Below are 25,847 nucleotides of genomic sequence, written 5' to 3'. Positions count from 1 at the left end.
CTTGGTAGGTTATCGTACAGACGTGCACGAGAGCGAGAGCCAGGACAATGCGGAGTTCGCAGCCACCGTACGACAGTGGCTCGAAGACAACCTGACCGGCGAGTTCGCCGAGCTCAGGGGGAAGGGTGGGCCCGGAAGCGAACACGAATTCTTCGATCAGCGACTCGCGTGGGACCGCCACCTGGCGGCCGCCGGATGGACCTGCATCGGGTGGCCCACCGAGTACGGCGGTCGCGGTGCGAGCATGGATCAACGAGTGATCTTCCACGAGGAGTACGCGAAGGCGAACGCGCCCGCACGCGTCAACCACCTCGGTGAGGAACTGCTCGGCCCCACCCTCATCGCCTTCGGGACCGAGGAGCAGAAGAAGCGCTTCCTGCCCGGGATCCGCAACGTCACCGAACTGTGGGCGCAGGGCTACTCCGAGCCGGGCGCCGGCTCCGACCTCGCCAACGTCTCCACCACCGCGCGCCTCGAAGGCGACAAGTGGGTGATCAACGGCCAGAAGGTCTGGACGTCGCTCGCCCACGTCGCGCAATGGGCGTTCGTCGTCGCCCGGACCGAACCCGGCTCGACCCGCCACCACGGTCTGAGCTTCCTGCTCGTCCCGCTCGATCAGCCCGGCGTGACGGTGCGGCCCATCCAGCAGCTCACCGGTACCTCCGAGTTCAACGAGGTCTTCTTCGACGACGCCGTCACCGACGCCGACCTCGTCGTCGGTGCCCCCGGCGACGGGTGGAAGGTCGCGATGGGTCTGCTGACCTTCGAACGCGGCGTCTCGACGCTCGGTCAGCAGATCGGCTTCGCCCGCGAGCTCGACGGCGTCGTCGAGATCGCCCGCGGTAACGGGGCGTTCGACGATCCGCACATCCGCGAACGGATCGCACGCGCGCGAATCGGGTTGCGTGTCATGCGCGCTCACGCGCTACGTACACTCGGCGACGCCGACCCCGGACAAGCCTCGGTCGCGAAGTTGCTGTGGGCCGGCTGGCACCGTGACCTCGGGGAGCTGGCGATGGACGTGCAGGGCGCGTCGTCGCTCGTCGGACCGGACCACGACCATGCCGGGACTCCTTCCGACATCACCGACCCCGAGCATCTCGAACTCGCGGAGTGGCAGCGCCTGTTCCTGTTCACCCGCGCCGACACCATCTACGGCGGATCCAACGAGGTCCAGCGCAACATCATCGCCGAGCGTGTGCTCGGCCTTCCCCGGGAGGCACGTCCGTGACCGTTTCACCCCACACCACCTCGCCCCTCGCGACCCCGCCCGCCGAGACCCCCGGTCACGGCCTCCTCGCCGGTAAGAAGGTCGTCGTCACCGCCGCGGCCGGCACCGGGATCGGATTCTCGTCCGCACGGCGGGCGCTGCTCGAGGGTGCCGATGTGCTGATCTCCGACTTCCACGAGCGTCGTCTCGGGGAGGCCGCGGACAAGCTGGCCGCGGAATTCCCGGAACAGCAGGTCGCGTCGATCGTGTGCGACGTCTCGTCCACCGAACAGGTCGACGCCCTGATCAGCGGTGCGGCCGAGACTCTCGGGCGTATCGACGTGCTGATCAACAATGCCGGTCTCGGCGGTGAGACCCCGGTCGTGGACATGACCGACGAGCAATGGGATCGCGTCCTCGACATCACCCTCACCAGCACCTTCCGCGCGACCCGCGCGGCACTGCGGTACTTCCGCTCGGTCGATCACGGCGGTGTGCTGGTCAACAACGCGTCGGTGCTCGGCTGGCGCGCGCAGCACTCGCAGGCGCACTACGCGGCGGCGAAGGCCGGCGTCATGGCACTCACCAGGTGCTCCGCGATCGAGGCCGCCGAATACGGTGTGCGCATCAACGCCGTCGCCCCGTCCATCGCCCGGCATCCCTTCCTCGCGAAGGTCACCAGCGAGGAACTGCTCGACAATCTGGCCGCCGGTGAGGCGTTCGGACGGGCTGCGGAGGTCTGGGAGGTCGCGGCGACGATCGCGATGCTCGCCAGCGACTACACGACCTATCTGACCGGCGAGGTCGTGTCGATCTCCTCGCAGCGCGCGTGACCGCGTCCGTGCGCGGTTCCCGTCACGCCTGCGCTCGGGAACCGCGCACGGCAGCTTGAAAGGATGTCTCCATGACTCCATCCCGCGACGACACCAACGGCAAGTCCGGACGCCGTGCCGAACTGCTCGACATCGCCGCCGATCTGTTCGCCTCCCGCGGTGTCAGAGCAACCACCGTGCGCGACATCGCCGACGCGGCGGGAATCCTCTCCGGCAGCCTCTACCACCACTTCGACTCCAAGGAGTCCATGGTGGACGAGATCCTGCGCGCGTTCCTCGACGACCTGTTCGACCGGTACCGCAAGATCGTCGCGTCCGGTCTTTCTTCCCGCGACACCCTCGCGGCACTCGTGACGACCTCCTACGACGCGATCGACAAGTCGCATCCCGCAGTGGCCATCTATCAGGGCGAGGCCAAGCATCTCGAAGGGGAGCGTTTCGCGTACATCGCCGAACTTCACATCGAGTTCCGAGAGCTGTGGGTGGGGGTGATCGAACGCGGTGTCGCAGACGGCTCGTTCCGGCCGGACGTCGACGTCGAACTCGTCTTCCGGTTCCTGCGCGACACGGTCTGGGTCGCGGTCCGCTGGTACCGGCCGGGGGGGCCGCTCAGTATCGAACAGGTTGCCCAGCAGTATCTCTCCATCGTTCTCGACGGACTGTCGAACCAGAATTCCAGTTAAGGAGCAGCAATGACCGAGGTCTACATCGTCGACGCGGTACGCACCCCGATCGGCAAGAAGAACGGCGGTCTGTCCGGCGTGCATCCGGCCGATCTCGGCGCGCACGTCATCAAGGCCGTCGTCGAACGCACGGGTATCGACCCGGCCGACGTCGACGACGTGGTCTTCGGCTGCGTCGACGCCATCGGTGGGCAGGCCGGCAATATCGCCCGTACCTCGTGGCTCGCCGCCGGTTACCCGCAGCACGTGCCGGGCGTGACCGTCGACCGTCAATGCGGGTCGAGCCAGCAGGCGCTGCACTTCGGAGCCCAGGCGATCCTCAGCAACACCGCCGACCTCATCATCGCCGGCGGCGTGCAGAACATGTCGCAGATCCCGATCTCCGCGGCCATGATCGTCGGCCAGCAGTACGGTTTCGACACCCCCTTCGGCGGGTCGACCGGCTGGACCGAGCGTTACGGCAGCGACGAGGTCTCCCAGTTCAAGGGCGCCGAGATGATCGCCGAGAAGTGGGACCTCAGCCGTGAGGAACTCGAGAAGTGGGCGTTGCAGAGCCACGAGCGCGCCAAGTCGGCCATCGCCGAGGGTCGCTTCGAGAACGAGATCGTGCCGCTCGGCGACGCCGCCGTCGACGAAGGACCGCGCGAGACCAGCCTCGAGAAGATGGCCTCGCTGCAGACCCTCGTCGAAGGGGGCCGTCTGACCGCGGCGGTCGCGAGCCAGATCTCCGACGGTGCGTCCGCGGTGCTGCTCGCCTCGGACGAGGCCGTGAAGAAGTACGGCCTGAAGCCGCGCGCCCGCATCCACCATCTCAGCGCCCGCGGCGACGACCCGATCTTCATGCTCACCGCTCCGATCCCGGCGACGCAGTACGCGCTCGAGAAGACGGGTCTGACGATCGACGACATCGATCTGATCGAGATCAACGAGGCCTTCGCGCCCGTCGTCCTGGCGTGGATCAAGGAGATCGGCGCCGACCCGTCGAAGGTCAACGTCAACGGTGGTGCGATCGCCCTCGGCCACCCGCTCGGCGCGACCGGCACCAAGCTCATGGGGACGCTGCTCAACGAACTCGAGCGCACCGGTGGCCGCTACGGCCTGCTCACCATCTGCGAGGGTGGCGGCACCGCCAATGTGACCATCATCGAACGCGTCTGATCTGCTCCTTCACCTCCGCGCGCCCGTTCGTCATCCGCTACAGCGATTGCTGTAGCGGATGGACAGCGGGCGCGCGGATGTATGGTCCGGCACTCGGGTGGCGTCTACCCTCGAAGCATGTGCCGGAACATCACGGAGCTGCGCGGGCTCGAGCCGGCTGCGACCGCCGAGGAGATCGAAGCGGCCGCACGGCAGTACGTCCGTAAGGTCAGCGGAATCACCACACTCTCCGATGCCACGCGTGAACCCTTCGAACAGGCCGTCGCCGAGGTCACCGCGACGACCACTCGGCTGCTCGGGGCGCTTCCCGCGCGGCGGCAACCGCCGCCGACGGTTCCGCCGCTTCGGCGACCCGAGGTACGCGCGAGGATCGCCGCACGCGGCTGACCCGCGACCGGGTCGTCGAGTCGTGGTACAGCGGGTGGCGCCGGTCCGGAACGGTACGGAACTCGAACGTCGGCCCGCTCGGCGGTGATCACCTCGCATACCCGCGACCGGCGCATGTGCTGCGCTCGGAGACGGCGTATCGAGACATGCAAGTCCCGTCGGCGAACCGGCCGGGTCGGGTAGCGTCACGTTGGTCAGCAGCGTGCACGTTGTCGAGGACCGTAACGGGCGGTATACGGAGTCGCGACGGTCCTGGTGAGGAGCCGATATGGCCGTCGATCCGGCGTCGAGAACGAGCGAAGTCGAGTACCTCCGGACCGATCCCGATCTTCCACCGGTCGGTGTCGTCGACCGGACACCGATCTCGCCCACCGCGCGCATCGTCTTCCTCGTGCTCGCGATTCTCGGTGCGGTCGCGTGGTCGATCATCGCGCTGGTGCGCGGTGAGGAGATCAACGCGGTCTGGTTCGTCATCGCCGCCGTGTGCACCTATCTCGTCGCCTACCGCTTCTACGCGAAGTTCATCGAACGCAGGATCGTGCAGCCACGCGACGATCGTGCGACACCCGCAGAAGAACTGGAGAACGGCAAGGACTACATGCCGACGGACCGTCGGGTGTTGTTCGGCCACCACTTCGCCGCCATCGCCGGCGCCGGCCCGCTCGTCGGCCCGGTTCTCGCCGCCCAGATGGGCTATCTGCCCGGCACGATCTGGATCATCGTCGGTGTCGTCTTCGCCGGTGCGGTCCAGGACTTCCTCGTCCTGTGGATCTCGTCGCGCCGCCGCGGCCGCAGCCTCGGTCAGATGGCCCGCGAGGAACTCGGACCGATCGGTGGCGTCGCGGCCCTGATCGCGGTCTTCGTCATCATGATCATCCTCATCGCGGTGCTCGCGCTGGTGGTCGTGAATGCGCTCGCCGACAGCCCGTGGGGACTGTTCTCGATCGCGATGACCATCCCCATCGCGTTGTTCATGGGGGTCTATCTCCGGTACCTGCGACCCGGCAAGGTCGCGGAAGTGTCGCTGATCGGCGTCGTCCTGTTGCTCGTCGCGATCATCGCGGGCGGCTGGGTCGCCGAGACCGACTGGGGGACGAACTGGTTCACCCTGTCCCCGGTGACGATCTCGTGGTTGATGATCGCCTACGGATTCGCGGCGTCGGTGTTGCCGGTCTGGCTGCTGCTCGCCCCGCGCGACTACCTCTCGACCTTCATGAAGGTGGGCACGATCGTCCTGCTCGCGATCGGGATCCTCGTCGCACGACCGAACCTGGAGATGCCCGACGTCACGTCGTTCGCGATCGACGGTGATGGTCCGGCGTTCGCGGGATCGTTGTTCCCGTTCCTGTTCATCACCATCGCCTGCGGTGCACTCTCGGGCTTCCACGCCCTGATCTCGTCGGGCACCACACCGAAGCTGATCGAGAAGGAGAAGCAGATCCGGCTCATCGGCTACGGCGGCATGCTCACCGAGTCGTTCGTCGCGATCATGGCACTGGTCACCGCCTGCATCATCGACCAGCACCTGTACTTCACGCTCAACGCCCCTGCGGCCCTGACCGGCGGCACCCCCGAAACCGCAGCGGCCTACGTCAACGGTCTCGGGCTGGGTGCGCCCGACATCACGCCCGAACAGATCTCCGCCGCTGCCGAATCGGTCGGCGAGGAATCGATCATCTCCCGCACCGGCGGCGCACCGACGCTCGCCTTCGGCATGTCGCAGGTGCTCAGCGACCTGTTCGGAGGCGACAGCCTCAAATCGTTCTGGTACCACTTCGCGATCATGTTCGAGGCGCTGTTCATCCTCACCACCGTCGACGCGGGAACGCGTGTCGCGCGGTTCATGTTGTCGGACTCGCTCGGCAACTTCGGCGGTCCGGCCCGCCGCTTCAAGGATCCGTCCTGGCGCCCCGGTGCGTGGCTGTGCTCCGCGGTGGTCGTCGGCCTGTGGGGTGCGATCCTGCTGATGGGCGTCACCGACCCCCTGGGCGGTATCAACACTCTGTTCCCGCTGTTCGGCATCGCCAACCAGTTGCTCGCCGCCATCGCCCTGACGGTCGTGCTCACCATCGTCGTGAAGAAGGGGCTGGTGAAGTGGGCGTGGATCCCCGGTGTGCCGTTGGTGTGGGATCTGATCGTGACCATGACGGCGTCGTGGCAGAAGATCTTCTCCGGCGACCGCGCGGTCGGTTACTGGGCGCAGCACCGGGCCTTCGTCGACGCCAAGAACTCCGGCGCGACCACTTTCGGTTCGGCGAAGACGGCCGACGAGATCGACGCCGTCATCCGCAACACGTTCATCCAGGGCACCCTGTCGATCGTGTTCGCGGGTCTCGTACTGATCGTCGTCACAGCCGGTGTTGTGGTGTGCATCAGATCGGTCCGGGCCGGAGGTATGCCCACCACCGAGACACCCGACGTGCCGTCGAAGATATTCGCGCCCGCGGGTTTCGTGCCGACCGCGGCCGAGCGGGAACTGCAGAAGGAGTGGGACGAGCTGATCGCATCCGGCAGGGTCCGCGCCCCGGGCGCCGCACACACCCACGCCTCGCGGCATCGCGACGGGGACGGAGGTGGGTCGTGATCACGGCACTGCGTCGCGCGTGGTGGTGGGTCGGGGCGGTCATGGGCGACCACGACTACGCGAGGTACGTCGAATTGCACCGCCGCCTGCATCCCGATCGGCCGCCGCCGAGCGAACGCGACTACTGGCGTGAGCGGCATGCCGCAGCGGATGCGAACCCGGCAAGTCGATGCTGTTGAGCGGGGGAGGACGGGTATGACGCCGTACGAATCGATCGGCGTCGAGACGCGCGATCGGGTGACGACCGTGATCATGGACCGCCCCGAGCGCCGGAACGCGGTCGACGGTCCGATGGCCGCCGAGCTGGCCCACGCGTTCAGGACATTCGACGCAGACGCTGCCGCCGATGTGGCGGTCCTCTACGGGGACGGCGGAAACTTCTGTGCAGGAGCGGATCTCGAAGCGATCGGTACCGACCGGCAGAACGTTCTCGGCGTGGACGGCGACGGTCCGATGGGACCGACGCGTCTGGTGCTCTCCAAGCCGGTGATCGCGGCGGTGGAAGGCTACGCGGTTGCCGGTGGGCTCGAACTGGCGATCTGGTGCAATCTGCGCGTCGTCTCCTCCGACGCGGTGTTCGGTGTCTTCTGCCGCCGGTGGGGAGTGCCGTTGATCGACGGCGGCACCGTTCGGCTGCCCCGTCTGATCGGCACGAGCCGGGCCATGGACATGATCCTGACGGGTCGACCCGTCGGTGCGGCGGAAGCGCGCGAATTCGGTCTGGCCAACCGTGTGGTCGAACCCGGAACCACACGCGACGCCGGCGAACACCTGGCGCGGGAGATCGCCGGATTCCCGCAGACCTGCATGCGCAACGATCGTCGGTCGGTCCACGAACAGTTCGGCCGCTCCGAATCCGAGGCGCTCGGATTCGAATTCGCCATCGGCCTGGAGTCCGTCGGAAGCGACACGGTCGCTGGGGCCGCGCGGTTCGCCTCCGGCGAGGGCCGCCACGGTTCGTTCTCCTGATCCGGTCCCGGCCACGGATCAGGTGATCAGGCCCCGTTCGCGTGCGGCCACCACCGCGGCGGTGCGGTTGTCCACATCCAGTTTGGTGAAGGCATGCACCAGATGAGATTTCACGGTTGCCTCGCTGACGAAGAGCTGTTTCGCGATTGCGCGATTCGACAACCCTTCGGCCACGAGCGAGAGCACCTCGATCTCACGGGCGCTGAGGTCGGCGCGGGGCTGCTGCATGCGGCGGTAGAGGCGCCGGGCCACGTCCGGATCCAGGACCGTCTCCCCACGGGCCGCCGCGAACACCGATTCGATCAGCACTTTCGGGTCGGTGTCCTTGAGGAGATAACCTGCCGCACCGGCCTCCACCGCACGCAGAATATCCGCGTCGGTGTCGTAGGTGGTGAGCACGACGACCCTCGGCGGATCGGCCGCCGCCACGATCCGGGCGGTCGCCTGCGCCCCGTCGATCCCCGATCCCAGACGCAGATCCATCAACACCACATCCGGTTTCGCGGCAGCCGCCGACGCCACGGCCTCCTCACCCGACGATGCCTCCGCCACCACCACGACGTCGTCGTGCGACGCCAGCAACGCGCGCAGTCCCGCCCGCACCACCGGGTGATCGTCGACGAGCAGTACACGCACCGCGCTCATGCGACCCGACCGACCGGAAGGGTTGCGGCAACCGCGGTTCCGTCTCCGGGCGCCGATTCCACGACGAGTGTGCCGCCCAGTTCGGCCAGTCGTTCCCGCATCGACCGCAAGCCGAATCCACCATCCTGACGTTGATCGAATCCGATACCGTCGTCGACGATATCGAGCCGCACTTCGTCGGTGGCGTAGCTCAATGTCACCCGCACCCGACGGGCCCGCGAATGCAGCCGCACGTTCGCGAGGGCGCTCTGGGCGACACGCAGCAGGGCGACGTCGAAGTCCATCACGAGCGAGACCGGCTCGCCGTCGGTGAGCAGCTCACCGCTGATCCCGGTCTGCTGCTCGAGTTGCTCGAGCAGGCGCCGCAGTGCGGATTCGAGCGGCGCGGACTCGAGTGCAACCGGTGCGAGCGCGTCGACCACTCGGCGGGCCTCGACCAGATTCTGCTGCGCGGTGTCCGCTATCTGCACGAAGATCGCGGCGGGGTCGTCGGACGCGCGCTGCCCGGCACGAGAGAGCAGCAGGATGGACGAGAATCCCTGCGCCAGTGTGTCGTGGATGTCGCGCGCGAGGCGGGAACGTTCGGTCAGTGCGCCCGCTTCCCGTTGCAGCGCCACCAATTCGTCCTGCGCGCCGAGCAGTTCACGGTGCGCCTCGGTGAGCTCGTCCACCAACTGTTGTCGCTGCGCGGACTGCCGCACCAGCTGCTGATAGACGACGGCCATGCCGGCAGCGGCTGCCGCTCCGAACACCGGACCGAGAATCGAGGCAACCGTGTTCGTGGTGCCGTGCCACAGGGTCGCCGCGATCGCCGCCGCGGTCAGTACGCTCGTCACCGTCAACGCGACCGGAGTGGAGAACAAGGGGAAGCACAAGAAGAACAACGCGAACGCCAGCCAGACGAAGTTGACCTCCGCCACCACGAGTGCCAGCCATCCCAGTGCAAGCGCCGCGAACCAGATCTGTCCCCATCGGCGCTGTACCGGCTCCCCGTTCTCGAAGCCCTTACGTCGCGCGAACAAGATTCCGAAGACGTACCATCCCGCCACCACGACAGCGAGCGCGATGATCGGAACGGGATGAGCACTGTCGGCAACCGTGCGTACGACACCCACCGCGAGAAGCAGGAAGAACAGGAGATGGGCGCCGAGCTGCATGGCGCGCAGCACCGGCAGGGCCCCGCCCGCGTGGGACACATCGGAACTCCGCATCTCGCCACTCTAGTCCCGCCGTCCGCCACCGTGCCGTACCGATCCTGGATCTCCGACTTTCGATGGATGAGCGAACTCGACCCATGCGCGGCGCCCGGGATACCCCTTCGGCGACGCTGGATGCATGTTCCTCGGTCCCCGAGATCTCCGTTGCGCCGAAGGCCGATTCACCTCGACGACCTCGGCGCTGTCGGGGCTTTCGCTCGTTACCTGCTCCGGGATGCACTCGGTCGGAGCACGATCGTGCTCGTACTCGGATCCGGACCGGGAAACCTGACTGCCATCGGGCTGGAAGCGATTGCGTCACAGTCCGTTCCCACTGGCGATCTCCATCACCGCCGTTTCGTTTCTCGCTGTCGTCGTGACAGGCCTGATCGGTGCGGCAGCTCCGGTCCGCTTCCGAACACAGTTCCCTGAAATTGTGGGGAACTGCTGTGACGCGGTCTCGGGAATCCTCCTGACCGGGCCATGGGCCGGGCTTCGGCGGAGTAGGGTCGATTCCCGGACCGCGGGAGGCATCGTGAACGACCCAGCACCTGTTTCCGGCGAGGCGTGGCCGAGCCTGCGCACGGCGGAATGGACCGACACCCGGGACACGCTCCACATGTGGTTGCAGATCGTCGGCAAGATCCGCATGGCCCATTCACCGATGGTCAACCACTGGTGGCAGACGACGCTGTACGTCACGCCACGAGGGCTGGGCACCTCGTCGATTCCGTACGAGCACTCCGTCTTCGACATGGAGTTCGATTTCTTCGAACACCGCCTGCACATCCGGGCGAGCGACGGCCGCAGTCGTTCCGTCCCTCTGGTCGCGCAACCGGTCGCGGACTTCTACAGCCGCACCTTCACGGCTCTGGACGAGCTGGGTATCGCGACCCGGATCCAGGCTACGCCCAACGAGGTGGACCCGGCGATCCCGTTCACCCAGGACCGTGAGCACGATTCGTACGACGCCGAGGCGGCCCATCTCTTCTGGCGGCAACTCGTGCAGGCGCATCGTGTCCTGCTCCGGTTCCGAGCAGAGTTCCTCGGCAAGGTCAGTCCGGTGCACTTCTTCTGGGGTGCGATGGACCTCGCATGCACCCGATTCTCCGGGCGCCCTGCTCCGCCCCATCCCGGGGGAATCCCGAACTGTCCCGACGCAGTGATGAGGGAGGCCTACTCCCACGAGCTCAGCAGCTGTGGATTCTGGCCCGGAGGTGGGGACGAAGGCGCGTTCTATTCGTACGTCTACCCTGCACTGGAGGGCTTCGCCCAGTACCCGGTGCGCCCCGACGCCGCTCACTACGCTGCCGAACTGGGGGAGTTCGTGCTGCCCTACGAGGCGGTGCGGACCGCGGCCGACCCCGACGCGGAACTGTTGCAGTTCCTGCGCAGCACCTACGACGCGGCCGCCGAGCTCGGCGGCTGGGATCGTGGCAACCTGAGCGCGCTCGCCGCCGAGTAGCGGTCGCTGGAAACGAACGAGACCGGCGTCGTTGTCGATTTCTCGCGGATATTCGACAACGACGCCGGTCTCGACGTGCTCGGGATCGGAATCAGGCGACGGGACGTCCCTGATCGCGCAGGCCGGCAAGGGCGTCGATGCGCTCGACGGCCTCGGCGACGATGCGGTCGATCAGTTCCTGGCAGCTCGGCAGGTCGTCGAGCATGCCCACGACCTGACCGGAAGCCAGTACACCGGCTTCGGTGTTGCCTTCCACCAGGCCGGCCTTGAGGAGCATCGGGGTGTTCGCGGCCATGATGATCTGCTGCCAGGTGCGGTCGCTCGCCTTCTTCATGGCGAGGCCGTCCTTGACGAGGGTCGACCACTTCATACCCGTCATGGCCTTGAACTTCGTCGCGTTCCGTGCGGCTGCGACCAGTCCCTTGGCGTAGCTCGACTTCTCGAGGCTGTTCACCAGTTCGGTGTTGAGCACGCGGTGCGGCATGCCGTCGACCTTGAGCGAGACGGTGGTGTCCTGCAGACCCCGCGCGAGGTACTGCTGCTTCACCGAATCGGGCACCGCGCTGTCGCTCGTGAGCAGGAAGCGCGTGCCCATCGCGACGCCCGCGGCACCGTACGACAGCGCAGCTGCGAGTCCCCGACCGTCGAAGAAACCACCGGCGGCGATCACCGGGATGTCGACGGCGTCGAGCACGCTCGGCAGCAGCAGCGTCGTCGCGACCGGTCCGGTGTGACCACCACCCTCGCCGCCCTGCACGATCACAGCATCCGCGCCCCAGGATGCGACCTTCACGGCGTGCTTCGCCGCACCGATCGACGGCACCACGACGATGCCGTGGTCCTTGAGCTTGGCGATCAGCTCCTTCTTCGGGGCGAGCGCGAACGACGCGACCTTGACCTTCTCGCGGATCAGCAGGTCGATGCGCTCGCCGGCGTCCGAAGCGTCGGCGCGCATGTTGACGCCGAACGGCTTGTCGGTGAGCGACTTGGTCTTCGCGACCGCCGCTTCGAGTTCGGGATAGGTCATCGTCGCCGACGCGAGGATGCCGAGACCACCGGCGTTCGAGGTCGCGGCGGTCAGGCGCGGGCCGGACACCCAGCCCATGCCCGTCTGGACGATGGGATGCTCGATGCCCACGAGCTCCGTCAGGGCTGTGCGCAGGGTGCTCACAGCGCGACCTCGCGATCGCGGAATCCCTTGGGGTCGATCACCTCTCGGATGATGCGCAGTTCCTCGGCGGTGGGTTCACGGGTCACACCGGCCTCGTCGAGACCGGCGACCTCGAAGGAGGTGTTCTCGGCGACGGTCGCGGCCTCGACACCCGGGTGCAGGGTCAATGCCCGGAAGGTGTGGCCGGGGCCGCCGAAGTCGAAGACACCGAGGTTGGTGACGACCCGCGGGATGTCCAGGAAGCGGAACGCCGGGTTCTCGGGATCGACCTTGTCGTATCCGACACCGGACACGATGTCGACGGTGTCGACGAACACGCGCGAGGAGTGCTTGCCGACCCAGTAGCTGGTCGCGTGGTTGATGGTGTTGCCGGGAGCACCACGCACACCGAACATCTGACGCGTCGGCTGCTGGAGCGGGCCGAAGGCCGACAGGTTCTGGTTGCCGTAGCGGTCGATCTGGTTGGCGCCCATCACCACGTGACGGCGACCCGACGCGACGACGTCGAACACCTTGCGGAACGGCATCCATCCTTCGACCGGTGCCTTCGCTCCGAGAGCCGGGACGTCGGCGAGGATGAGTGCTTCACCGTCGGTGATGAGCAGGTCGGGCTCGGTGGTGAGCTTGGCCAGCCGCGCCCCGATCTGGGGCAGCGTCGCCATCGGGCTCGCCATGATCTCGCCGGCACCGGAGAAGATGTCGGCGCAGGCGATCGCGCAGTACTCGGCGCGGGTCACGGTCTCGGTGGTGGTCATGACTGCTCCTGTGCGAACTTCTGAACTGCGGCCTGATAGTCGTCCTCGCTGCCCGAAAGGAAGCGGTCGACGAATGCCTTCCACGACTCGGGGTCCTTGGCGGACTCGGCGTAGTGGCGCTGGAACTTCTCGTCGCGACCGTAGCTGTCGCCGGCGAGGGTGAAGTGCGCCCCGTTCGGCGCTTCGACGATCCCGTCGACCATCATGCGGTTGAGCAGGAGCTGCTGCAGCGGAACCTCTTTCACGAGCTGCTCGGTCTCGACGATCTTCTCGACGGAGACGTAGCGACGTTCTGCGGCCATGCAGTAGAGGTCGTCGAAGTAGGGGTCCACGCCCTGGTAACCGGCGTTGCCGTGCTTGTCGCCGATGTTGAGGTGCACGAACGACGCGTCGAGGTTCAGCGCCGGCATGGCGATGAGGGTCTCGGTGCCGTCCGGTCCGGGATACGGCGAGGTGACGGTCTTCAGTTCGCCCTCCCAGAAGTCGACCACGGCCGAACCCAGGCCCGCGCGGAGGGGCAGGAACGGCAGGCGCGCGGCGGCGGCTTCCAGGCCGCACTTGACCATGCCCTCGTCCATCTCACGGGCGATGATCTCGCCGCCCGTGCGGGCCTTGGAGAACCACGGGTCGTAGAACGGTGCCGAGTCGAGCGACACGAATCCGTAGTACGCCTTCTTCACCTTGCCCGCCGAACACAGCAGACCCAGATCGGGACCGCCGTAGGTGACGACGGTCAGATCCTTCACGTCCGAACGGAGGATGGCCCGGACGAGGGCCATGGGCTTGCGGCGCGATCCCCAGCCGCCGAGGCCGATGGTCATTCCGCTGCGCAGCTCGCCGACCACGTCGTCGAGCGACATTCTCTTGTCACGCATGGTGTTCCGAACTCCTGGTGGTATGGGCGTCAGCTGTTGCTGCGCGGCTTTCCGGTTGCGACGAACTCGTCGCGGTGCTCGTCGGCGACGCCGGCGAGATTCAGCTCGAAGGTGAAACCCTGCTCGAGGCGGTAGCTCGTCTTGACATCGACGGGGTCGATGCGGTTGATGGCTTCCTTCGCGCGGCGGATGACGCGGGTGTCCTTCGCGGCGATCATCTCGGCGACCTCGCGTGCGGCAGCGTCGAGTTCGCTGCGCGGCACGACCTTGTACACCGAGCCGAAGTGCTCGAGTTGCTGCGCGGTCACGTTCTGTGCCGTGTAGTACAGGGTTCGCATCATGTGCTGGGGGACGAGGCGCGCGAGATGCGTCGCGGCTCCGAGCGCACCACGGTCGACTTCGGGCAGACCGAAGATCGCATCGTCGGAGGCGACGATGACGTCCGCGTTGCCGACGAGGCCGATGCCGCCTCCGACGCAGAAGCCGTTGACGGCGACGATCACCGGTACTTCGCAGTCGTAGACGGCGGCGAATGCGGCAGCACAACCGTGGTTGGCGGCGATCAGGGCGTCGAACCCTTCGGTGGCCTGCATTTCCTTGATGTCCACACCTGCGTTGAAGCCCCTGCCCTCGGCACGGAGGATCACCACATGGGTGTCGAGACTGCGCCCGGCCGTGGTGACGGCCTCGGCCAGGTCGAACCAGGCCTGTGAGGGGAGAGCGTTCACGGGCGGGAAGTCGACGGTGACCGTGGTGATACCGGCGCTGTCGGAGGTCGAGGTGATGCCCATGGCATGTTCCTAACGTCTGTACCGAACCAAGCGATTGCTTGGTAAGTTAGCACAGGATAGCCGCTTGACCCAGAGGGTCGTAAGGTCGCAGTACGACCGGAACACCGAGGAGAGAAGATGCCCGAAGCAGTAATCGTGTCCGCAGTACGGTCGCCGATCGGACGAGCACGCAAGGGCTCGCTTGCGTCGATCCGCCCGGACGACCTGGCGACGCAGATGGTCGCGGCGGCGCTGGCGAAGGTTCCCGACCTCGACCCCGCCGAGATCGACGACCTGATGCTCGGCTGCGGTCAGCCCGCCGGCCAGTCCGGCTTCAACATCGCCCGCGTCGTCGCCGTCCAGCTCGGCTACGACTTCCTGCCCGGTGTCACGGTCAACCGCTACTGCTCGTCGTCGCTGCAGACCACCCGCATGGCGCTGCACGCCATCAAGGCCGGCGAGGGCGAGGTGTTCGTCTCGGCCGGCGTCGAGTCGGTGTCGAGCTTCGTCACCGGCAACGCCGACGGTCTGCCGAACACGAAGAACCCGCTGTTCGACGATGCACAGGCCCGCAGTGCCACGCTCGCCGAAGGCGGCGTGAAGTGGACCGACCCGCGCAGCGAGGGACTCCTGCCGGATGTCTACCTCGGCATGGGGCAGACCGCGGAGAACGTCGCGTCGTTCACCGGGATCTCCCGCGAGGACCAGGACCGCTGGGGCGTGCGCTCGCACAACCGCGCCGAGGAAGCGATCGCGAGCGGCTTCTTCGAGCGGGAGATCACCCCGGTGACCCTCGCCGACGGCACGGTCGTGTCCACCGACGACGGCCCGCGTCCGGGCACCACCTACGAGGCGGTCAGCCAGCTCAAGCCGGTCTTCCGTCCGGACGGCACCGTGACCGCCGGCAACGCGTGCCCGCTCAACGACGGTGCGGCCGCCCTGGTGATCATGTCCGACGTCAAGGCGAAGGAACTCGGGCTGACCCCGCTCGCCCGGATCGTCTCCACGGGTGTCTCGGGCCTGTCGCCGGAGATCATGGGCCTCGGGCCGATCGACGCCACCCGCAAGGCCCTCGCGAATGCGAACATGGGCATCGGCGACATCGACCTGTTCGAGATCAACGAGGCCTTCGCCGTGCAGGTGCTCGGTTCGGCACGTGAGCTGGGTATCGACGAGGACAAGCTCAATGTCGCCGGTGGGGCGATCGCACTGGGTCACCCCTTCGGTATGACCGGTGCCCGGATCACCACGACGCTCATCAACAATCTGCGCACTCACGACAAGCAGTTCGGTGTCGAGACGATGTGCGTCGGCGGCGGCCAGGGCATGGCGATGGTGCTCGAGCGCCTGAGCTGACGGAATGCCTCGCGGGTGGGCCGGGTCCGGTCTCGGCCCACCCGCAGCGGCAGTCAGGATTCGTAGGGGGTCACCAGGGTCCGTGGGTGTCCCGCCAGCGCTTGCGGATGATCTTTCCGGTGGCGTTGCGCGGCAGCAGACTGCGGGTCAGTGTCCACTGCGTCGGGACCTTGAAGTAGGCGAGATGCTCGGAAGCGAAGGTCGTCAGTTCCTCGGAGGTGACCGAGGAGCCCTCGACGAGCGCGACCACCGCGGCGACCTCCTGCCCCCATTCGGGGTGGGGCACGCCGGTCACCAGGCACTCGCGGACGGCCGGGTGCTGGGCCAGCACGCGTTCGACCTCCGAGGGATAGACGTTCTCGCCGTTCTGATGGATCAGATCCGCCCGCCGGCCCACCAGGCGCAACCGGCCGTCCTCCACGAAACCGAAATCCCCTGTGCGCAACCAGCGGTCGGGGGTGATGGCCTCCGCCGTCGCTGCTTCGTCGTCCCAGTAGCCCAACATCACGAAGGGGCTGCGGACACACACCTCACCCACATGCCCGTCGGGCAGCCACGCGCCCGTCTGATCCCGGATCTCGAGGCTCACGGTGATGATCGGTGCGCCCACCGTGCCCGGATACTGCTCGAGTTCCGCGGCGGAGGCCACCGCGATCGAGGTACTGCATTCGGTGATGGTGTAGCTGTCGACCATCGCTTGCCGGCCGAACGGAAGCCGTTCGCGCAGCTGCTGTTTGAACTCGGGTGTCAGCGGCTCCGACGACAGGGTGAACCGCGTGAGGGAGGTGAGGTCGTAGCCGTCGAGGTCCTCGTCCTCGAGCATTCGCGCCGCCATCGACGGCACGGCCATCCAGTGCGTGACCTGCTCGGACTCGATGAGTTCGAGGACGGGGCGTACTCCGAACCACCCTTGGTTCATCACCACGGTGCTGCCGGTGGCCAGGCGGGGCACGATCGTGTTGTGCAGGCTCGTGATGTGGAACAGCGAGGATGTCAGCAGATACCGGGCATCCGACGGCGTGGCCCGGGTGTAGGTGCCGCCGGTCCAGATCGTCGTGATCGCGTCGAGGTACCGGTGGTAGTCGACCACCGCCAGCAGATTGCGCTGGGAGTGCAGCGCACCCTTCGGATCACCACTCGTGCCGGAGGTGTACAGGAGGACGGCCGGATCGTCCTCGGCGACCCGCGGGGGAGGCGGTTGCGCGCCGTCGAATTCGGCGATGAGGCGCGGCAGGTCCTCCTCGATCGACAGCACCACGGTCCGTGCGCGGTCGATGCCGGCCACGGCGGCAGCGCGGGGACCGTCGACGAAGAGCACCCGGGGCCGGGAGTGGTGGATACCGAACTCGAGTTCCGGCTGCACCCACCAGGCGTTCAGGCCCACCGAGATCGCGCCGAGAGCCTGCGTCGCCCAGAACGCGGTGATCCATTCGATCCGGTTCGCCGACAGGATCGCCACGCGGTCGCCCGTCCGCACCCCGTATCGCTCGTGCAGTGCGGCCGCGAGGGCGTAGGACATGCGCGCATTCTCGGCGAACGTGATGCGCCGATCGGACGTGACCAGGTACTCGCGGTCGCCCCAGACGAGGGACTGGGAGAGCAGATCCGCGACGGCGAGATCGCGCTTGCGCATGACGGGCATCTCGGTACCCAGGACGTCCTGTACCGCGATTTCGAACTCGCCGCCCGGACCGGTCAGTCGCGACACGAGCTGATCGACGTAGTGGGAGGGATCGGAGGGGATGGTCATCGCTCGAATCCCATCTGTTCCCCTGCACGCTTCACGAACGTCCCCTCCTCCATCCAGTGCGTACCGCCAGAATCTCACGGCCGGTCACCCCGGCTTCGAATGTACCGGTGAGTGGGACGGGCGGTGACGGGCACCACCGGTCTCTTTAGCCTGTGACCTGGGCGTCTGTGGGAAGCGAGGTCCTGTCTCGGTCGGGCCGCCGCCCGGCGCCCTCTGTGAGAAAGGACTTCCATCCGCATGACCGCAACGACCGCGTCGTCGCCCGCGCAGTGGCGCGGCCACGATCTGGGCACCCGCACGATCGGTTACGACGAACGGGACGCGATCCTGTACGCGCTTGCCGTGGGGGCCGGCGCGACCGACCTCGACCTCGTGTTCGAGGACCGGTTGCGGGTACTGCCGACCTTCGCGCTGACCCTCGCCCAGTGGGCGCCGGATGCGCTCGGTGCGCTCGGCGCATTCGACACGAGCACCGCGCTCCACGGTTCCCAGAGTCTCGAGGTTCGCGCGCCGTTGCCGCGATCAGGGCAGATCACGATGTCCGCGCGCGTGGGGGAGGTCTGGGACAAGGGCCGGGCGGCCGTCTTCGAGGTCGTCGTGGAGAGCGACTTCTTCGTCGCGACGTGGTCGTTGTTCGCGCCCGGAGCGGGCGGCTTCGGCGGCGAACGCGGGCCGTCGGCACCGGCGGCGCCGGAGGGTGACGCCGACCTCGTCGGCACCCTCGTGACCAGCCCGGATCAGGCCGTTCTCTATCGGCTGACCGGTGACCGGCACCACATCCACATCGATCCCGACGCCGCGGCGCGGATCGGGCAGCCCCGCCCCATCCTGCACGGACTGTGCACGTTGGCCGCCGCGACGTTGCCGCTCGCACGCATGCTCGGGGTCCACCCCGCCGACCTCACGACGTTGTTCGGCCGGTTCGCGGCCCCCGTCTTCCCCGGCGACACCGCGCAGGTGCGCGCCTGGGGTGATGCCGCGGACGCCCGGTTCGACGTCGTCACGGAGACCGGTTCCGTCCTGTCCGGCGGTCGCGCCGTATTCGCTTGATTGCCACAACCGTCTGGAGGAAAGACTTGGACACGTTCGCAGAAGTAGTGCGCGCTCGTCACGGTGACCCGAAGGTGGGGTTGCGTTTCGAGGACCGGCAGTGGACCTGGGACGAGGTGGTGCAGGAGAGCTCGGATCGTGCCGCCGCGCTCATCGCGACCGTGCCTGCTCCCGCAGATCGGCAGCGCCACATCGGGGTGCTGCTCGAGAACGTCCCCGACTTCGTCTTCTGGATCGGCGCCGGCGCGATGGCCGGGGCGGCAGTCGTGGGCATCAACGCCAGCCGTAGCGGCCCGGAGATCGCCCGGGACATCCGGCACGCGGATATCGACCTGGTGATCACCGAATCCCGGCTCGCGCACCTGCTCGAGGGCGTCGATCACGGTCTCGCCGACGACAGGATCTACGACATCGACGACGCGCGGTACGGGCAGTTCCTCGAGCCGTTCCGCGGTGCAGACCTGCCGGAGACGATCCCGTCCGCCGACGACATCGCGCTGCTGCTGTTCAGTTCCGGGTCCACCGGTGCGCCGAAGGCCGTCATCGTCGGGCAGGGACGATTGGCCCGCCTTCTCGGGCCGCTCACCGAGCGTGTGCGCATGCGCGAGGATTCGGTCGCCTATCTGTGCATGCCGCTCTTCCACGGCAACGCGGTCATGCTCAACCTCGGCACGGCCATGCGGGCCGGTGCGACCGTCTGCCTCATCCGGAAGTTCTCCGCAAGCCGGTTCTCCGACGACATCCACCGCTACGGCGCCACCTTCGTCAACTACGTGGGACGGGCACTGTCGTATGTCCTGAGCCGTCCCGAAGACCCCCGCGACCGCACGAGCACCCTGGAATTGGCGTTCGGCACCGAGGCGTCCGAGGCCGACGTGGCCCGCTTCTCCGAACGTTTCGGGTGCACGGTCGTCGAAGGCTACGGCATGAGCGAGGGGGTCTTCCGCATCAACCGCACCCCGGACACCCCGGCCGGTTCGCTCGGAGTCGCCGTCGGTGACGTCGACGTCCGCATTCTCGACGAGGCCACGGGCAAGGAATGTCCCCGCGCACGCTTCGACGAGTCGGGTCGTCTCCTCAACAGTGAGGCCGTCGGCCAGATCGTCGCCTGCAACACCGCACACACCTTCGAGGGCTACTACAAGAACCCCGAGGCGATGGCCGACCGGATCAAGGGGAACGACTTCTGGTCGGGAGACCTCGGATACCGCGACGAGAACGACTTCTTCTACTTCGCGGGCAGATCCTCCGACTGGCTCCGTGTCGACAGCGAGAACTTCTCCGCCGCCCCCGTCGAACGAATCGTTCTCCGGGTTCCGGGCATCCTGTCCGCCCCGGTCTTCGCCGTGCCCGATCCGACCACCGGGGATCAGGTCATGTGCGCCGTCGAACTCGACCCCGGCGCGGAGTTCGATCCGGCGGTGTTCGGGGCCGTCCTCGCCGAGCAGCCCGACATGGGTGACAAGTGGTGGCCGCGGTTCGTGCGCGTCACCGCACAGATCCCGCTGACGGGGAGCAACAAGGTGAACAAGGCACCGCTGCGGGCGGTGGCGTGGAACACCACCGATCCGGTCTACGTGCGTGTCGGACGGACGCCGGAGTACGTTCTGCTCGACGACGAGGCGCGAGCGCGCATCGAGCAGGAGTTCGTCGCCAACGGCCGGGCGGCCCTGTTGCCGACCGCGGAGCCCGCTACGGTCGCGTGATCGCAGGGGGCCTTCGTTTCCGGCACCGGCGGAGGTCTCGACCAGTGAGATGCCCTCATCAGGGGTGATTCCGATCACCTAGCGTGCAGGTCGTATAGCGACGGAACGCTTCATCGGACTCCGCCGCCTGAACCCCAACGCTTCCCTTCCTCCCGAAAGGACGGATGACCGTGAGCCTCGGCACTTCCGAACAATCCGAGATCCGTGAGATCGTCGCCGGGTCGACTCCCGCCCGCTTCGCCCGGGGCTGGCACTGCCTGGGTCTGTCGAAGGACTTCAAGGACGGCAAGCCCCACTCGGTCGAGGCCTTCGGCACCAAGCTCGTGGTGTGGGCCGACAGCAACGACGAGATCAAGATCCTCGACGCGTACTGCCGGCACATGGGCGGGGACCTCAGCCGGGGCACCGTCAAGGGCGACGAGATCGCGTGTCCCTTCCACGATTGGCGCTGGGGCGGCAACGGTCGCTGCAAGAACATCCCGTATGCGCGGCGAGTTCCTCCGATCGCGAAGACCCGCGCATGGCACACCCTCGACCAGGACGGCATGCTCTTCGTGTGGCACGACCCGCAGGGGAACCCGCCGCCGGCCGACGTGACCATCCCGCGCATCGAAGGTGCGACGAGCGACGAGTGGACCGACTGGGTCTGGTACACCACCGAGGTCGACACGAACTGCCGTGAGATCATCGACAACATCGTCGACATGGCGCACTTCTTCTATGTGCACTACTCCTTCCCGACGTACTTCAAGAACGTCTTCGAAGGGCAGGTGGCGAGCCAGTTCATGCGCGGTCAGGCCCGAGAAGATGCCCGTCCGCATGCGGCCGGACAGCCGAAGATGCTGGGCAGCCGCTCGGATGCGAGCTATTTCGGACCGTCCTTCATGATCGACGACCTCGTCTACCAGTACGAGGGGTACGACGTCGAGTCGGTTCTGATCAACTGCCACTATCCGGTCTCCCAGGACAAGTTCGTGCTGATGTACGGCATGATCGTCAAGAAGTCCGACCGTCTCGAAGGCGAGCAGGCCTTGCAGACCGCTCAGCAGTTCGGGACCTTCATCGCCAAGGGCTTCGAGCAGGACATCGAGATCTGGCGGAACAAGACGCGCATCGACAACCCGCTCCTGTGCGAGGAGGACGGCCCCGTCTACCAGTTGCGTCGCTGGTACGAGCAGTTCTATGTGGACGTCGAGGACGTCAAGCCGGAAATGACCGACCGCTTCGAATTCGAGATGGACACCACCCGTCCGGTGGCGGCCTGGATGAAGGAGGTCGAGGAGAACATCGCTCGCAAGACCGCCCTCGACGGAGCCGGCGCTGCCGAACAGGCCGGCGCGCAGCAGTCCACCACCGCGGACTAGGAGCGGAGAACATGCAGAACCGGATGGAGCCGTTGCGGTGCGGCGAATGCGCCGCGCAGGTGCTGGTCCAGAAGAACAGCTGGGAGCACACGTCCATCCAGTGGAACGCCGACGCGCGCCGTCGTTGTCCTGTCGTTCAGGACGACGACGGTCGCGACGGCCGCCCCGGCGCGCCCCGGATGTCGTGCCCGCATCTGGATGCGGCGATCACCCGGGCGGCCACCGCGGGCGTCATCGAGGTGTTCGACGACACCCCGATCAAACCTCCCATCGTGCACTGACGTCCACGCACCGAACTCTCGTTTTCCGACTACTTCCCGTAAGGACCCGATCATGACCGAACGTCTCGACCTCGATCGCTCGCACTACGGCCCGTGGGCCGTCATCGCCGGCGGATCCGAAGGTGTCGGTGCGGCGTTCGCCGACGAACTGAGCCGCGCGGGATTCGATCTCGTGCTCATCGCCCGTAAGCCGGGACCTCTCGAGGAGACGGCGGACAAGGCGCGCAGCAACGGCGTGCAGGTGCGCACTCTCGCGCTGGACCTCCTCGACGACGACGCGGTGGACCAGATCCGCCGGGCGACCGAGGACATCGAGGTCGGGCTGTTCATCTTCAACGCCGGCGCCAACAGCTACGGCCACGAGTTCGTCACCGGTGACATCGACGGATTCCGCGGTGTGATCGAACTCAACGTCCACCGTCAGGTCGAGTTGTCGCATCTGTTCGGTGGACCGATGAAGGAACGCGGTCGCGGTGGCATCATGCTGCTCGGATCGCTCTCCGGGTACATGGGAGCCGAGCATCAGAGCATCTACGCGGCATCGAAGGCGTTCAGCCGCGTCTTCGCCGAGAGCCTGTGGCTCGAACTCGCGCCGCACGGTGTGCACGTCGTCGAACTCGTCCTCGGTGTGACCCGTACGCCCGCGATGGTGCGCGCGGGTCTGAACTTCGACATTCCCGGGATGCTCGTCGCCGAGCCGGAGGATGTCGCGCGCGAGGGTCTCGAACACCTCCAGGACGGTCCCGTATGGGTCGCGGGCGGCAACTACGAGGCCGCGGTCAAGCGCAGCGGGTTCCCTCGCGACAAGCTCGTCCACGGTGCCGCGGCAGCGATGCGGGCACTGCTCAATCGCTGATCCACCACATACGGATCGTCCCCGGGTGCCTCACGGCATCCGGGGACGATCTCGTTGTGGGGGACTCAGAAGTCGATGCGCACGTTCTTGCTCTTCGGCCGGGCCTGGCACGCGAGGACGTAACCGTTGGCGATGTCCTCCTCGTCGAGAATCGCGGAGGGCGGGGTGTCCACCTCTCCTTCGACGACGGTGCACGCGCACGATCCGCACTCGCCCTCACGGCACGAATACGGCACGTCCAGGCCCTTGGACAGCATGATGTCCACCAGAGTGGCGCTGCGCGGCCACACGAGCTCGTGCTCCTCGCCGTCGAGTTGCACTGTCGCAGAGGTCGCGTCGGCATCCGACTCGTCGATCTCGACGAGGGGGACGTCGGCGAACGGATCGCCGGACAGCGAGGTGAAGACCTCGGCGTGGATCCGGTCCTTGGGGACACCCGCCAGGAGCAGGCTGTTACGGACGGTGTCCATGAACGGGCCGGGCCCGCACATGTACGCGCGGTGATCGGCGAAGGAGGAGATCAAGGTCGCGAGCTGCTGCGGGGACGGCAGGCCCTGCACGCTCTCGAGCCAGTGGACGACGGTGAGGGCGTCGGAGTGTCGTGCGGCGAGCTCACGGAGTTCTTCGGCGAAGATGACCGACTTCTCGTCACGATTGCCGTAGATCACCACCACATTACGGTTTCCGCTGTGCAGTGCCGACTTGAGGATCGACATGACGGGGGTGATCCCGCTTCCGCCGGCGAACAGTACGAGCTTCTCGGTGAGGTCGACCGGGGTGAAGACTCCTGCGGGAGGCAGCACCTCGATGCTCTGGCCGGCGGTGATGTTGTCGCACAGCCAGTTCGAGCCGTATCCGTCGGCGGTGCGCTTGACCGTGACCTTGAGCGGTTCGTCGGCGTGCGGTGAGCTCGCCAGGGAATAGCACCGAGCCACGGAACCCGTCACCTCGCTGGGGATGCGCAAGGTCAGGAACTGGCCGGGCTTGTAGGTGAAGTCCGCGCGGCGATCCTGTGGTACGTCGAACACCAGTGAACACGCGTCTGCGGTCTCCTGGACGACTGCACTGACGGTCAGCACAGCGGAACGTGAACTGACCGGTGCCTGGACGGCTGTCATCGCAGCGGGTTCCCTTCGATACAACAATTTTCGATCGGACCACGGTAGAACGCCGCCCGATACACACGCGCGTCTCCTCCCGGTAATCGGGACACCGGGAGGAGACAGGCTGTTCGGGATCAGGCGGCGCGTGCGGTGCGGGGGATCAGCACGGTGATCCCGATCGTGACCACGGACAGGACGATGAGCATGACACCGACCATGTTGATTCCGGCGAGTGGGGTCGCCGCGAAGGCGAGCAGCATGGTGGCGATCGACGTACCGACACCCTGGCCCGCGGTGCGCAGCACGGCGTTCGTGCCGGTCGTCTCGCTCGTGTTGTGCTCGGGCACTGCCTCGACGATCAGATTGGGAATTGCCGTGTAGGCGAAGGCGGTGGCGACGGAGACCACCACGACCATCGCGGTCATGGCGACCACGGAGTGGTGTGCCGTGAGCATGACGACGGTTCCGACGACGAAGAGGCCGGTACCGAGCAGCATCGACACCCGTGAACCCACTGCGGCGGAGATCCGTCCGCTCAGCGGGGTGCACACGAAGCCGAACAGAGAGCCGATGAACGACAGCCAGCCTGCGTGCGTCGCGCTGAGACCGAGGCCGAAGCCGCCGGTCGAGGGCGTCTGCATGATGATCGGGATGATCATGGTGATCACACCCAGTGGTCCTGCCGCGATCGCCACGGTGGCCAGCATCGTGAGGGAGAACTTGCGATCGGTGAACAGGCGCACGTTGATGATGGGGGAGGGGATCCGGAGTTCCCACCGCACGAACAGGACCAGTGCGACGGTGCCACCGAGGATGAGGCCCAGGGTGCGCGCATCGGACCAACCCCACGCCTGGGACTTGTTGACACCGAGCAGGATCGCGGCGACAGCACCGGCGAAGCCCACCGCTCCGAGGTAGTCGATCTTCTCGGAGGTCCCGGTGGGGCGGCGCCAGGGAAGGACGAACCAGACGAGCAGCAGCGCGAAGAGCGCATAGACGGCCGCCACGACGAAGATCATGTGCCAGCTTGCGTTGTCGATCAGCAGGCCGGCGACGAGCAGCGACGCCGAACCCGCGGCGACGGCGGAACCGGAGATCAGTGCCACCGCGACGGGAACGCGCTCGACCGGAAGGTGTTCGCGTGCCAGTCCGATGCACAACGGCAGAATCGCACCGGCCACGCCCTGGATCGCGCGACCGACGATGATACTGGTGAGGCTGTCACCGACGGCGCTGATCGTCGAGCCCACCGCCGCGACGGCGAGAAGGATCATCAGGATTCGTTCCCGGCCGTACATGTCGCCGAGCCGCCCGCACACCGCGGCGGATGCCGCGGACACGAGCAGGAAGGCCGTCACGGCCCACCCGACCGTCGATGCGTCGCTACCGAATTCGGTGATGAGCGTCGGAATCGCGGCGAACATCATGGATGTTTCGAACGCACTGATGATCTCGACGGCGATCAGAACCGACACGATCACCCACACCGGTTGCCGCCGGTCGAACCGACCCCGGCCTGTGCGGGTCACGGATTCCGAGTGGGAGAGTTCGTTGGCGTAGGACGTCACAGCACATTCCATACTCTCGGCGGCCCGATCTCGGGCCGCGGTTCCCGACCCACGAATGGGAGTGTCTCGGATCACTTTCTAGAGCAGGTGAGAGTCGTCCCGCTCTGTGATC

Annotated in this window: 24 protein-coding genes; 15 read left to right on the top strand and 9 right to left on the bottom strand. The window is 66.9% G+C overall.

Annotated features, from left to right (window positions below):
- Nucleotides 1–22 precede the first annotated feature (22 nt).
- The 8 genes from PV766_RS01910 (at nucleotide 23) to PV766_RS01875 (ending at nucleotide 7,824) form a co-directional block, all read left to right on the top strand.
- Entirely contained in the window at nucleotides 23–1,231 is a 1,209-nt protein-coding gene (locus tag PV766_RS01910; protein ID WP_129977240.1) for an acyl-CoA dehydrogenase family protein, read from the top strand.
- Nucleotides 1,228–2,043: an SDR family oxidoreductase gene (locus PV766_RS01905; RefSeq protein WP_064063440.1), complete on the top strand. Its 816-nt coding sequence runs from the start codon at nucleotides 1,228–1,230 to the stop codon at nucleotides 2,041–2,043. Before PV766_RS01910 ends, PV766_RS01905 begins: the two co-directional genes overlap by 4 nt.
- Before the next feature lie 71 nt (nucleotides 2,044–2,114).
- Nucleotides 2,115–2,726 (top strand): TetR/AcrR family transcriptional regulator, encoded by a 612-nt coding sequence (locus tag PV766_RS01900; protein WP_016931742.1) that lies wholly within the window; start codon nucleotides 2,115–2,117, stop codon nucleotides 2,724–2,726.
- 9 nt (nucleotides 2,727–2,735) lie between these two features.
- On the top strand, nucleotides 2,736–3,884 hold the full coding sequence (locus PV766_RS01895; RefSeq protein WP_421096288.1) for an acetyl-CoA C-acetyltransferase: 1,149 nt from the start codon (nucleotides 2,736–2,738) through the stop codon (nucleotides 3,882–3,884).
- Nucleotides 3,885–4,001: 117 nt separating this feature from the next.
- Nucleotides 4,002–4,271 carry a DUF2277 domain-containing protein gene (locus PV766_RS01890; protein WP_016931744.1) on the top strand — a complete coding sequence of 90 codons (270 nt, stop codon included), beginning with the start codon at nucleotides 4,002–4,004 and terminating at the stop codon, nucleotides 4,269–4,271.
- Nucleotides 4,272–4,539: 268 nt separating this feature from the next.
- Nucleotides 4,540–6,855 (top strand): carbon starvation CstA family protein, encoded by a 2,316-nt coding sequence (locus PV766_RS01885; RefSeq protein ID WP_129977239.1) that lies wholly within the window; start codon nucleotides 4,540–4,542, stop codon nucleotides 6,853–6,855.
- Nucleotides 6,852–7,034: a YbdD/YjiX family protein gene (locus tag PV766_RS01880; RefSeq protein ID WP_172506079.1), complete on the top strand. Its 183-nt coding sequence runs from the start codon at nucleotides 6,852–6,854 to the stop codon at nucleotides 7,032–7,034. The genes PV766_RS01885 and PV766_RS01880 overlap by 4 nt, the downstream gene beginning before the upstream one ends.
- Nucleotides 7,035–7,050: 16 nt before the next feature.
- Nucleotides 7,051–7,824, top strand: coding sequence for a crotonase/enoyl-CoA hydratase family protein (locus PV766_RS01875; protein ID WP_421096287.1), 774 nt, complete (start codon nucleotides 7,051–7,053; stop codon nucleotides 7,822–7,824).
- 18 nt (nucleotides 7,825–7,842) lie between these two features.
- Here the strand turns inward: PV766_RS01875 and PV766_RS01870 are convergent, their stop codons facing one another.
- Together PV766_RS01870 and PV766_RS01865 are read right to left on the bottom strand one after the other, a co-directional pair.
- Nucleotides 7,843–8,469: a response regulator gene (locus tag PV766_RS01870; protein ID WP_421096286.1), complete on the bottom strand. Its 627-nt coding sequence runs from the start codon at nucleotides 8,467–8,469 to the stop codon at nucleotides 7,843–7,845.
- Nucleotides 8,466–9,680 (bottom strand): sensor histidine kinase, encoded by a 1,215-nt coding sequence (locus PV766_RS01865; RefSeq protein WP_255162148.1) that lies wholly within the window; start codon nucleotides 9,678–9,680, stop codon nucleotides 8,466–8,468. Before PV766_RS01865 ends, PV766_RS01870 begins: the two co-directional genes overlap by 4 nt.
- A gap of 517 nt (nucleotides 9,681–10,197) precedes the next feature.
- On the opposite strand from PV766_RS01865, the gene PV766_RS01860 reads away from it, so the two are divergent.
- Nucleotides 10,198–11,130, top strand: coding sequence for a DUF5996 family protein (locus PV766_RS01860; protein WP_064063494.1), 933 nt, complete (start codon nucleotides 10,198–10,200; stop codon nucleotides 11,128–11,130).
- A 91-nt stretch (nucleotides 11,131–11,221) separates the two neighbouring features.
- Here PV766_RS01860 and ipdC read toward each other — a convergent pair whose 3' ends face one another.
- The 4 genes from ipdC to echA20 are packed head-to-tail and all read right to left on the bottom strand — an operon-like array spanning nucleotide 11,222 to nucleotide 14,722.
- Complete coding sequence (ipdC, locus tag PV766_RS01855) at nucleotides 11,222–12,301, bottom strand: (3aS,4S,5R,7aS)-5-hydroxy-7a-methyl-1-oxo-octahydro-1H-indene-4-carboxyl-CoA dehydrogenase (protein WP_016931751.1); 1,080 nt, start codon at nucleotides 12,299–12,301, stop codon at nucleotides 11,222–11,224.
- Nucleotides 12,298–13,056 (bottom strand): cholesterol ring-cleaving hydrolase subunit IpdB, encoded by a 759-nt coding sequence (gene ipdB, locus PV766_RS01850; protein ID WP_064063446.1) that lies wholly within the window; start codon nucleotides 13,054–13,056, stop codon nucleotides 12,298–12,300. The genes ipdC and ipdB overlap by 4 nt, the downstream gene beginning before the upstream one ends.
- Entirely contained in the window at nucleotides 13,053–13,931 is an 879-nt protein-coding gene (locus tag PV766_RS01845) for a CoA transferase subunit A (protein WP_198420222.1), read from the bottom strand. The genes ipdB and PV766_RS01845 overlap by 4 nt, the downstream gene beginning before the upstream one ends.
- Before the next feature lie 29 nt (nucleotides 13,932–13,960).
- Nucleotides 13,961–14,722 carry a (7aS)-7a-methyl-1,5-dioxo-2,3,5,6,7,7a-hexahydro-1H-indene-carboxyl-CoA hydrolase gene (echA20, locus tag PV766_RS01840; RefSeq protein WP_016931754.1) on the bottom strand — a complete coding sequence of 254 codons (762 nt, stop codon included), beginning with the start codon at nucleotides 14,720–14,722 and terminating at the stop codon, nucleotides 13,961–13,963.
- A gap of 117 nt (nucleotides 14,723–14,839) precedes the next feature.
- Here echA20 and PV766_RS01835 point away from each other — a divergent pair, with 117 nt between their 5' ends.
- A complete protein-coding gene (locus PV766_RS01835) occupies nucleotides 14,840–16,057 on the top strand; it encodes an acetyl-CoA C-acetyltransferase (RefSeq protein WP_026002776.1) in 1,218 nt (405 codons plus the stop codon).
- A 70-nt stretch (nucleotides 16,058–16,127) separates the two neighbouring features.
- Here PV766_RS01835 and PV766_RS01830 read toward each other — a convergent pair whose 3' ends face one another.
- The gene (locus PV766_RS01830; RefSeq protein WP_016931756.1) at nucleotides 16,128–17,807 is read right to left on the bottom strand and encodes a class I adenylate-forming enzyme family protein; all 1,680 of its coding nucleotides are present in this window, start codon (nucleotides 17,805–17,807) and stop codon (nucleotides 16,128–16,130) included.
- A gap of 237 nt (nucleotides 17,808–18,044) precedes the next feature.
- On the opposite strand from PV766_RS01830, the gene PV766_RS01825 reads away from it, so the two are divergent.
- The 5 genes from PV766_RS01825 to PV766_RS01805 all read left to right on the top strand — a co-directional run bounded on the left by PV766_RS01825 (nucleotide 18,045) and on the right by PV766_RS01805 (nucleotide 23,064).
- Nucleotides 18,045–18,857 carry a MaoC/PaaZ C-terminal domain-containing protein gene (locus PV766_RS01825; RefSeq protein ID WP_129977237.1) on the top strand — a complete coding sequence of 271 codons (813 nt, stop codon included), beginning with the start codon at nucleotides 18,045–18,047 and terminating at the stop codon, nucleotides 18,855–18,857.
- 26 nt (nucleotides 18,858–18,883) lie between these two features.
- On the top strand, nucleotides 18,884–20,563 hold the full coding sequence (locus PV766_RS01820) for an AMP-binding protein (protein WP_421096285.1): 1,680 nt from the start codon (nucleotides 18,884–18,886) through the stop codon (nucleotides 20,561–20,563).
- A 164-nt stretch (nucleotides 20,564–20,727) separates the two neighbouring features.
- Nucleotides 20,728–21,927: a Rieske 2Fe-2S domain-containing protein gene (locus PV766_RS01815; RefSeq protein WP_016931759.1), complete on the top strand. Its 1,200-nt coding sequence runs from the start codon at nucleotides 20,728–20,730 to the stop codon at nucleotides 21,925–21,927.
- An 11-nt stretch (nucleotides 21,928–21,938) separates the two neighbouring features.
- Nucleotides 21,939–22,208, top strand: a complete 270-nt coding sequence (locus PV766_RS01810; protein ID WP_081494013.1) for a hypothetical protein — start codon at nucleotides 21,939–21,941, stop codon at nucleotides 22,206–22,208.
- A gap of 52 nt (nucleotides 22,209–22,260) precedes the next feature.
- Nucleotides 22,261–23,064, top strand: coding sequence for an SDR family NAD(P)-dependent oxidoreductase (locus PV766_RS01805; RefSeq protein ID WP_016931761.1), 804 nt, complete (start codon nucleotides 22,261–22,263; stop codon nucleotides 23,062–23,064).
- A 65-nt stretch (nucleotides 23,065–23,129) separates the two neighbouring features.
- Here PV766_RS01805 and PV766_RS01800 read toward each other — a convergent pair whose 3' ends face one another.
- Both PV766_RS01800 and PV766_RS01795 read right to left on the bottom strand, forming a co-directional pair.
- Nucleotides 23,130–24,182, bottom strand: a complete 1,053-nt coding sequence (locus PV766_RS01800; RefSeq protein WP_129977233.1) for a ferredoxin--NADP reductase — start codon at nucleotides 24,180–24,182, stop codon at nucleotides 23,130–23,132.
- Between the two features lie 119 nt (nucleotides 24,183–24,301).
- Nucleotides 24,302–25,648: an MFS transporter gene (locus PV766_RS01795; protein ID WP_421096324.1), complete on the bottom strand. Its 1,347-nt coding sequence runs from the start codon at nucleotides 25,646–25,648 to the stop codon at nucleotides 24,302–24,304.
- Between the last annotated feature and the right edge of the window lie 199 nt (nucleotides 25,649–25,847).

This window comes from Rhodococcus sp. As11 (assembly GCF_048957735.1).
GTDB classification, from domain to species: domain Bacteria; phylum Actinomycetota; class Actinomycetes; order Mycobacteriales; family Mycobacteriaceae; genus Rhodococcus; species Rhodococcus gordoniae.
This window is presented reverse-complemented; position numbering and strand designations above follow the sequence as displayed.

Excerpts from the sequence above, each read along its gene's own strand:
- PV766_RS01890 (WP_016931744.1), top strand. The coding sequence starts at position 4,002 with ATGTGCCGGAACATCACGGAGCTGCGCGGGCTCGAGCCGGCTGCGACC.
- PV766_RS01845 (WP_198420222.1), bottom strand. The coding sequence starts at position 13,931 with ATGCGTGACAAGAGAATGTCGCTCGACGACGTGGTCGGCGAGCTGCGC.
- PV766_RS01815 (WP_016931759.1), top strand. The coding sequence starts at position 20,728 with ATGACCGTGAGCCTCGGCACTTCCGAACAATCCGAGATCCGTGAGATC.
- PV766_RS01810 (WP_081494013.1), top strand. The coding sequence starts at position 21,939 with ATGCAGAACCGGATGGAGCCGTTGCGGTGCGGCGAATGCGCCGCGCAG.
- PV766_RS01900 (WP_016931742.1), top strand. The coding sequence starts at position 2,115 with ATGACTCCATCCCGCGACGACACCAACGGCAAGTCCGGACGCCGTGCC.
- ipdB (WP_064063446.1), bottom strand. The coding sequence starts at position 13,056 with ATGACCACCACCGAGACCGTGACCCGCGCCGAGTACTGCGCGATCGCC.
- PV766_RS01885 (WP_129977239.1), top strand. The coding sequence starts at position 4,540 with ATGGCCGTCGATCCGGCGTCGAGAACGAGCGAAGTCGAGTACCTCCGG.
- PV766_RS01865 (WP_255162148.1), bottom strand. The coding sequence starts at position 9,680 with ATGCGGAGTTCCGATGTGTCCCACGCGGGCGGGGCCCTGCCGGTGCTG.
- PV766_RS01825 (WP_129977237.1), top strand. The coding sequence starts at position 18,045 with ATGACCGCAACGACCGCGTCGTCGCCCGCGCAGTGGCGCGGCCACGAT.
- PV766_RS01870 (WP_421096286.1), bottom strand. The coding sequence starts at position 8,469 with ATGAGCGCGGTGCGTGTACTGCTCGTCGACGATCACCCGGTGGTGCGG.
- PV766_RS01875 (WP_421096287.1), top strand. The coding sequence starts at position 7,051 with ATGACGCCGTACGAATCGATCGGCGTCGAGACGCGCGATCGGGTGACG.
- PV766_RS01805 (WP_016931761.1), top strand. The coding sequence starts at position 22,261 with ATGACCGAACGTCTCGACCTCGATCGCTCGCACTACGGCCCGTGGGCC.
- echA20 (WP_016931754.1), bottom strand. The coding sequence starts at position 14,722 with ATGGGCATCACCTCGACCTCCGACAGCGCCGGTATCACCACGGTCACC.
- PV766_RS01830 (WP_016931756.1), bottom strand. The coding sequence starts at position 17,807 with ATGACCATCCCCTCCGATCCCTCCCACTACGTCGATCAGCTCGTGTCG.
- PV766_RS01800 (WP_129977233.1), bottom strand. The coding sequence starts at position 24,182 with ATGACAGCCGTCCAGGCACCGGTCAGTTCACGTTCCGCTGTGCTGACC.
- PV766_RS01835 (WP_026002776.1), top strand. The coding sequence starts at position 14,840 with ATGCCCGAAGCAGTAATCGTGTCCGCAGTACGGTCGCCGATCGGACGA.
- PV766_RS01895 (WP_421096288.1), top strand. The coding sequence starts at position 2,736 with ATGACCGAGGTCTACATCGTCGACGCGGTACGCACCCCGATCGGCAAG.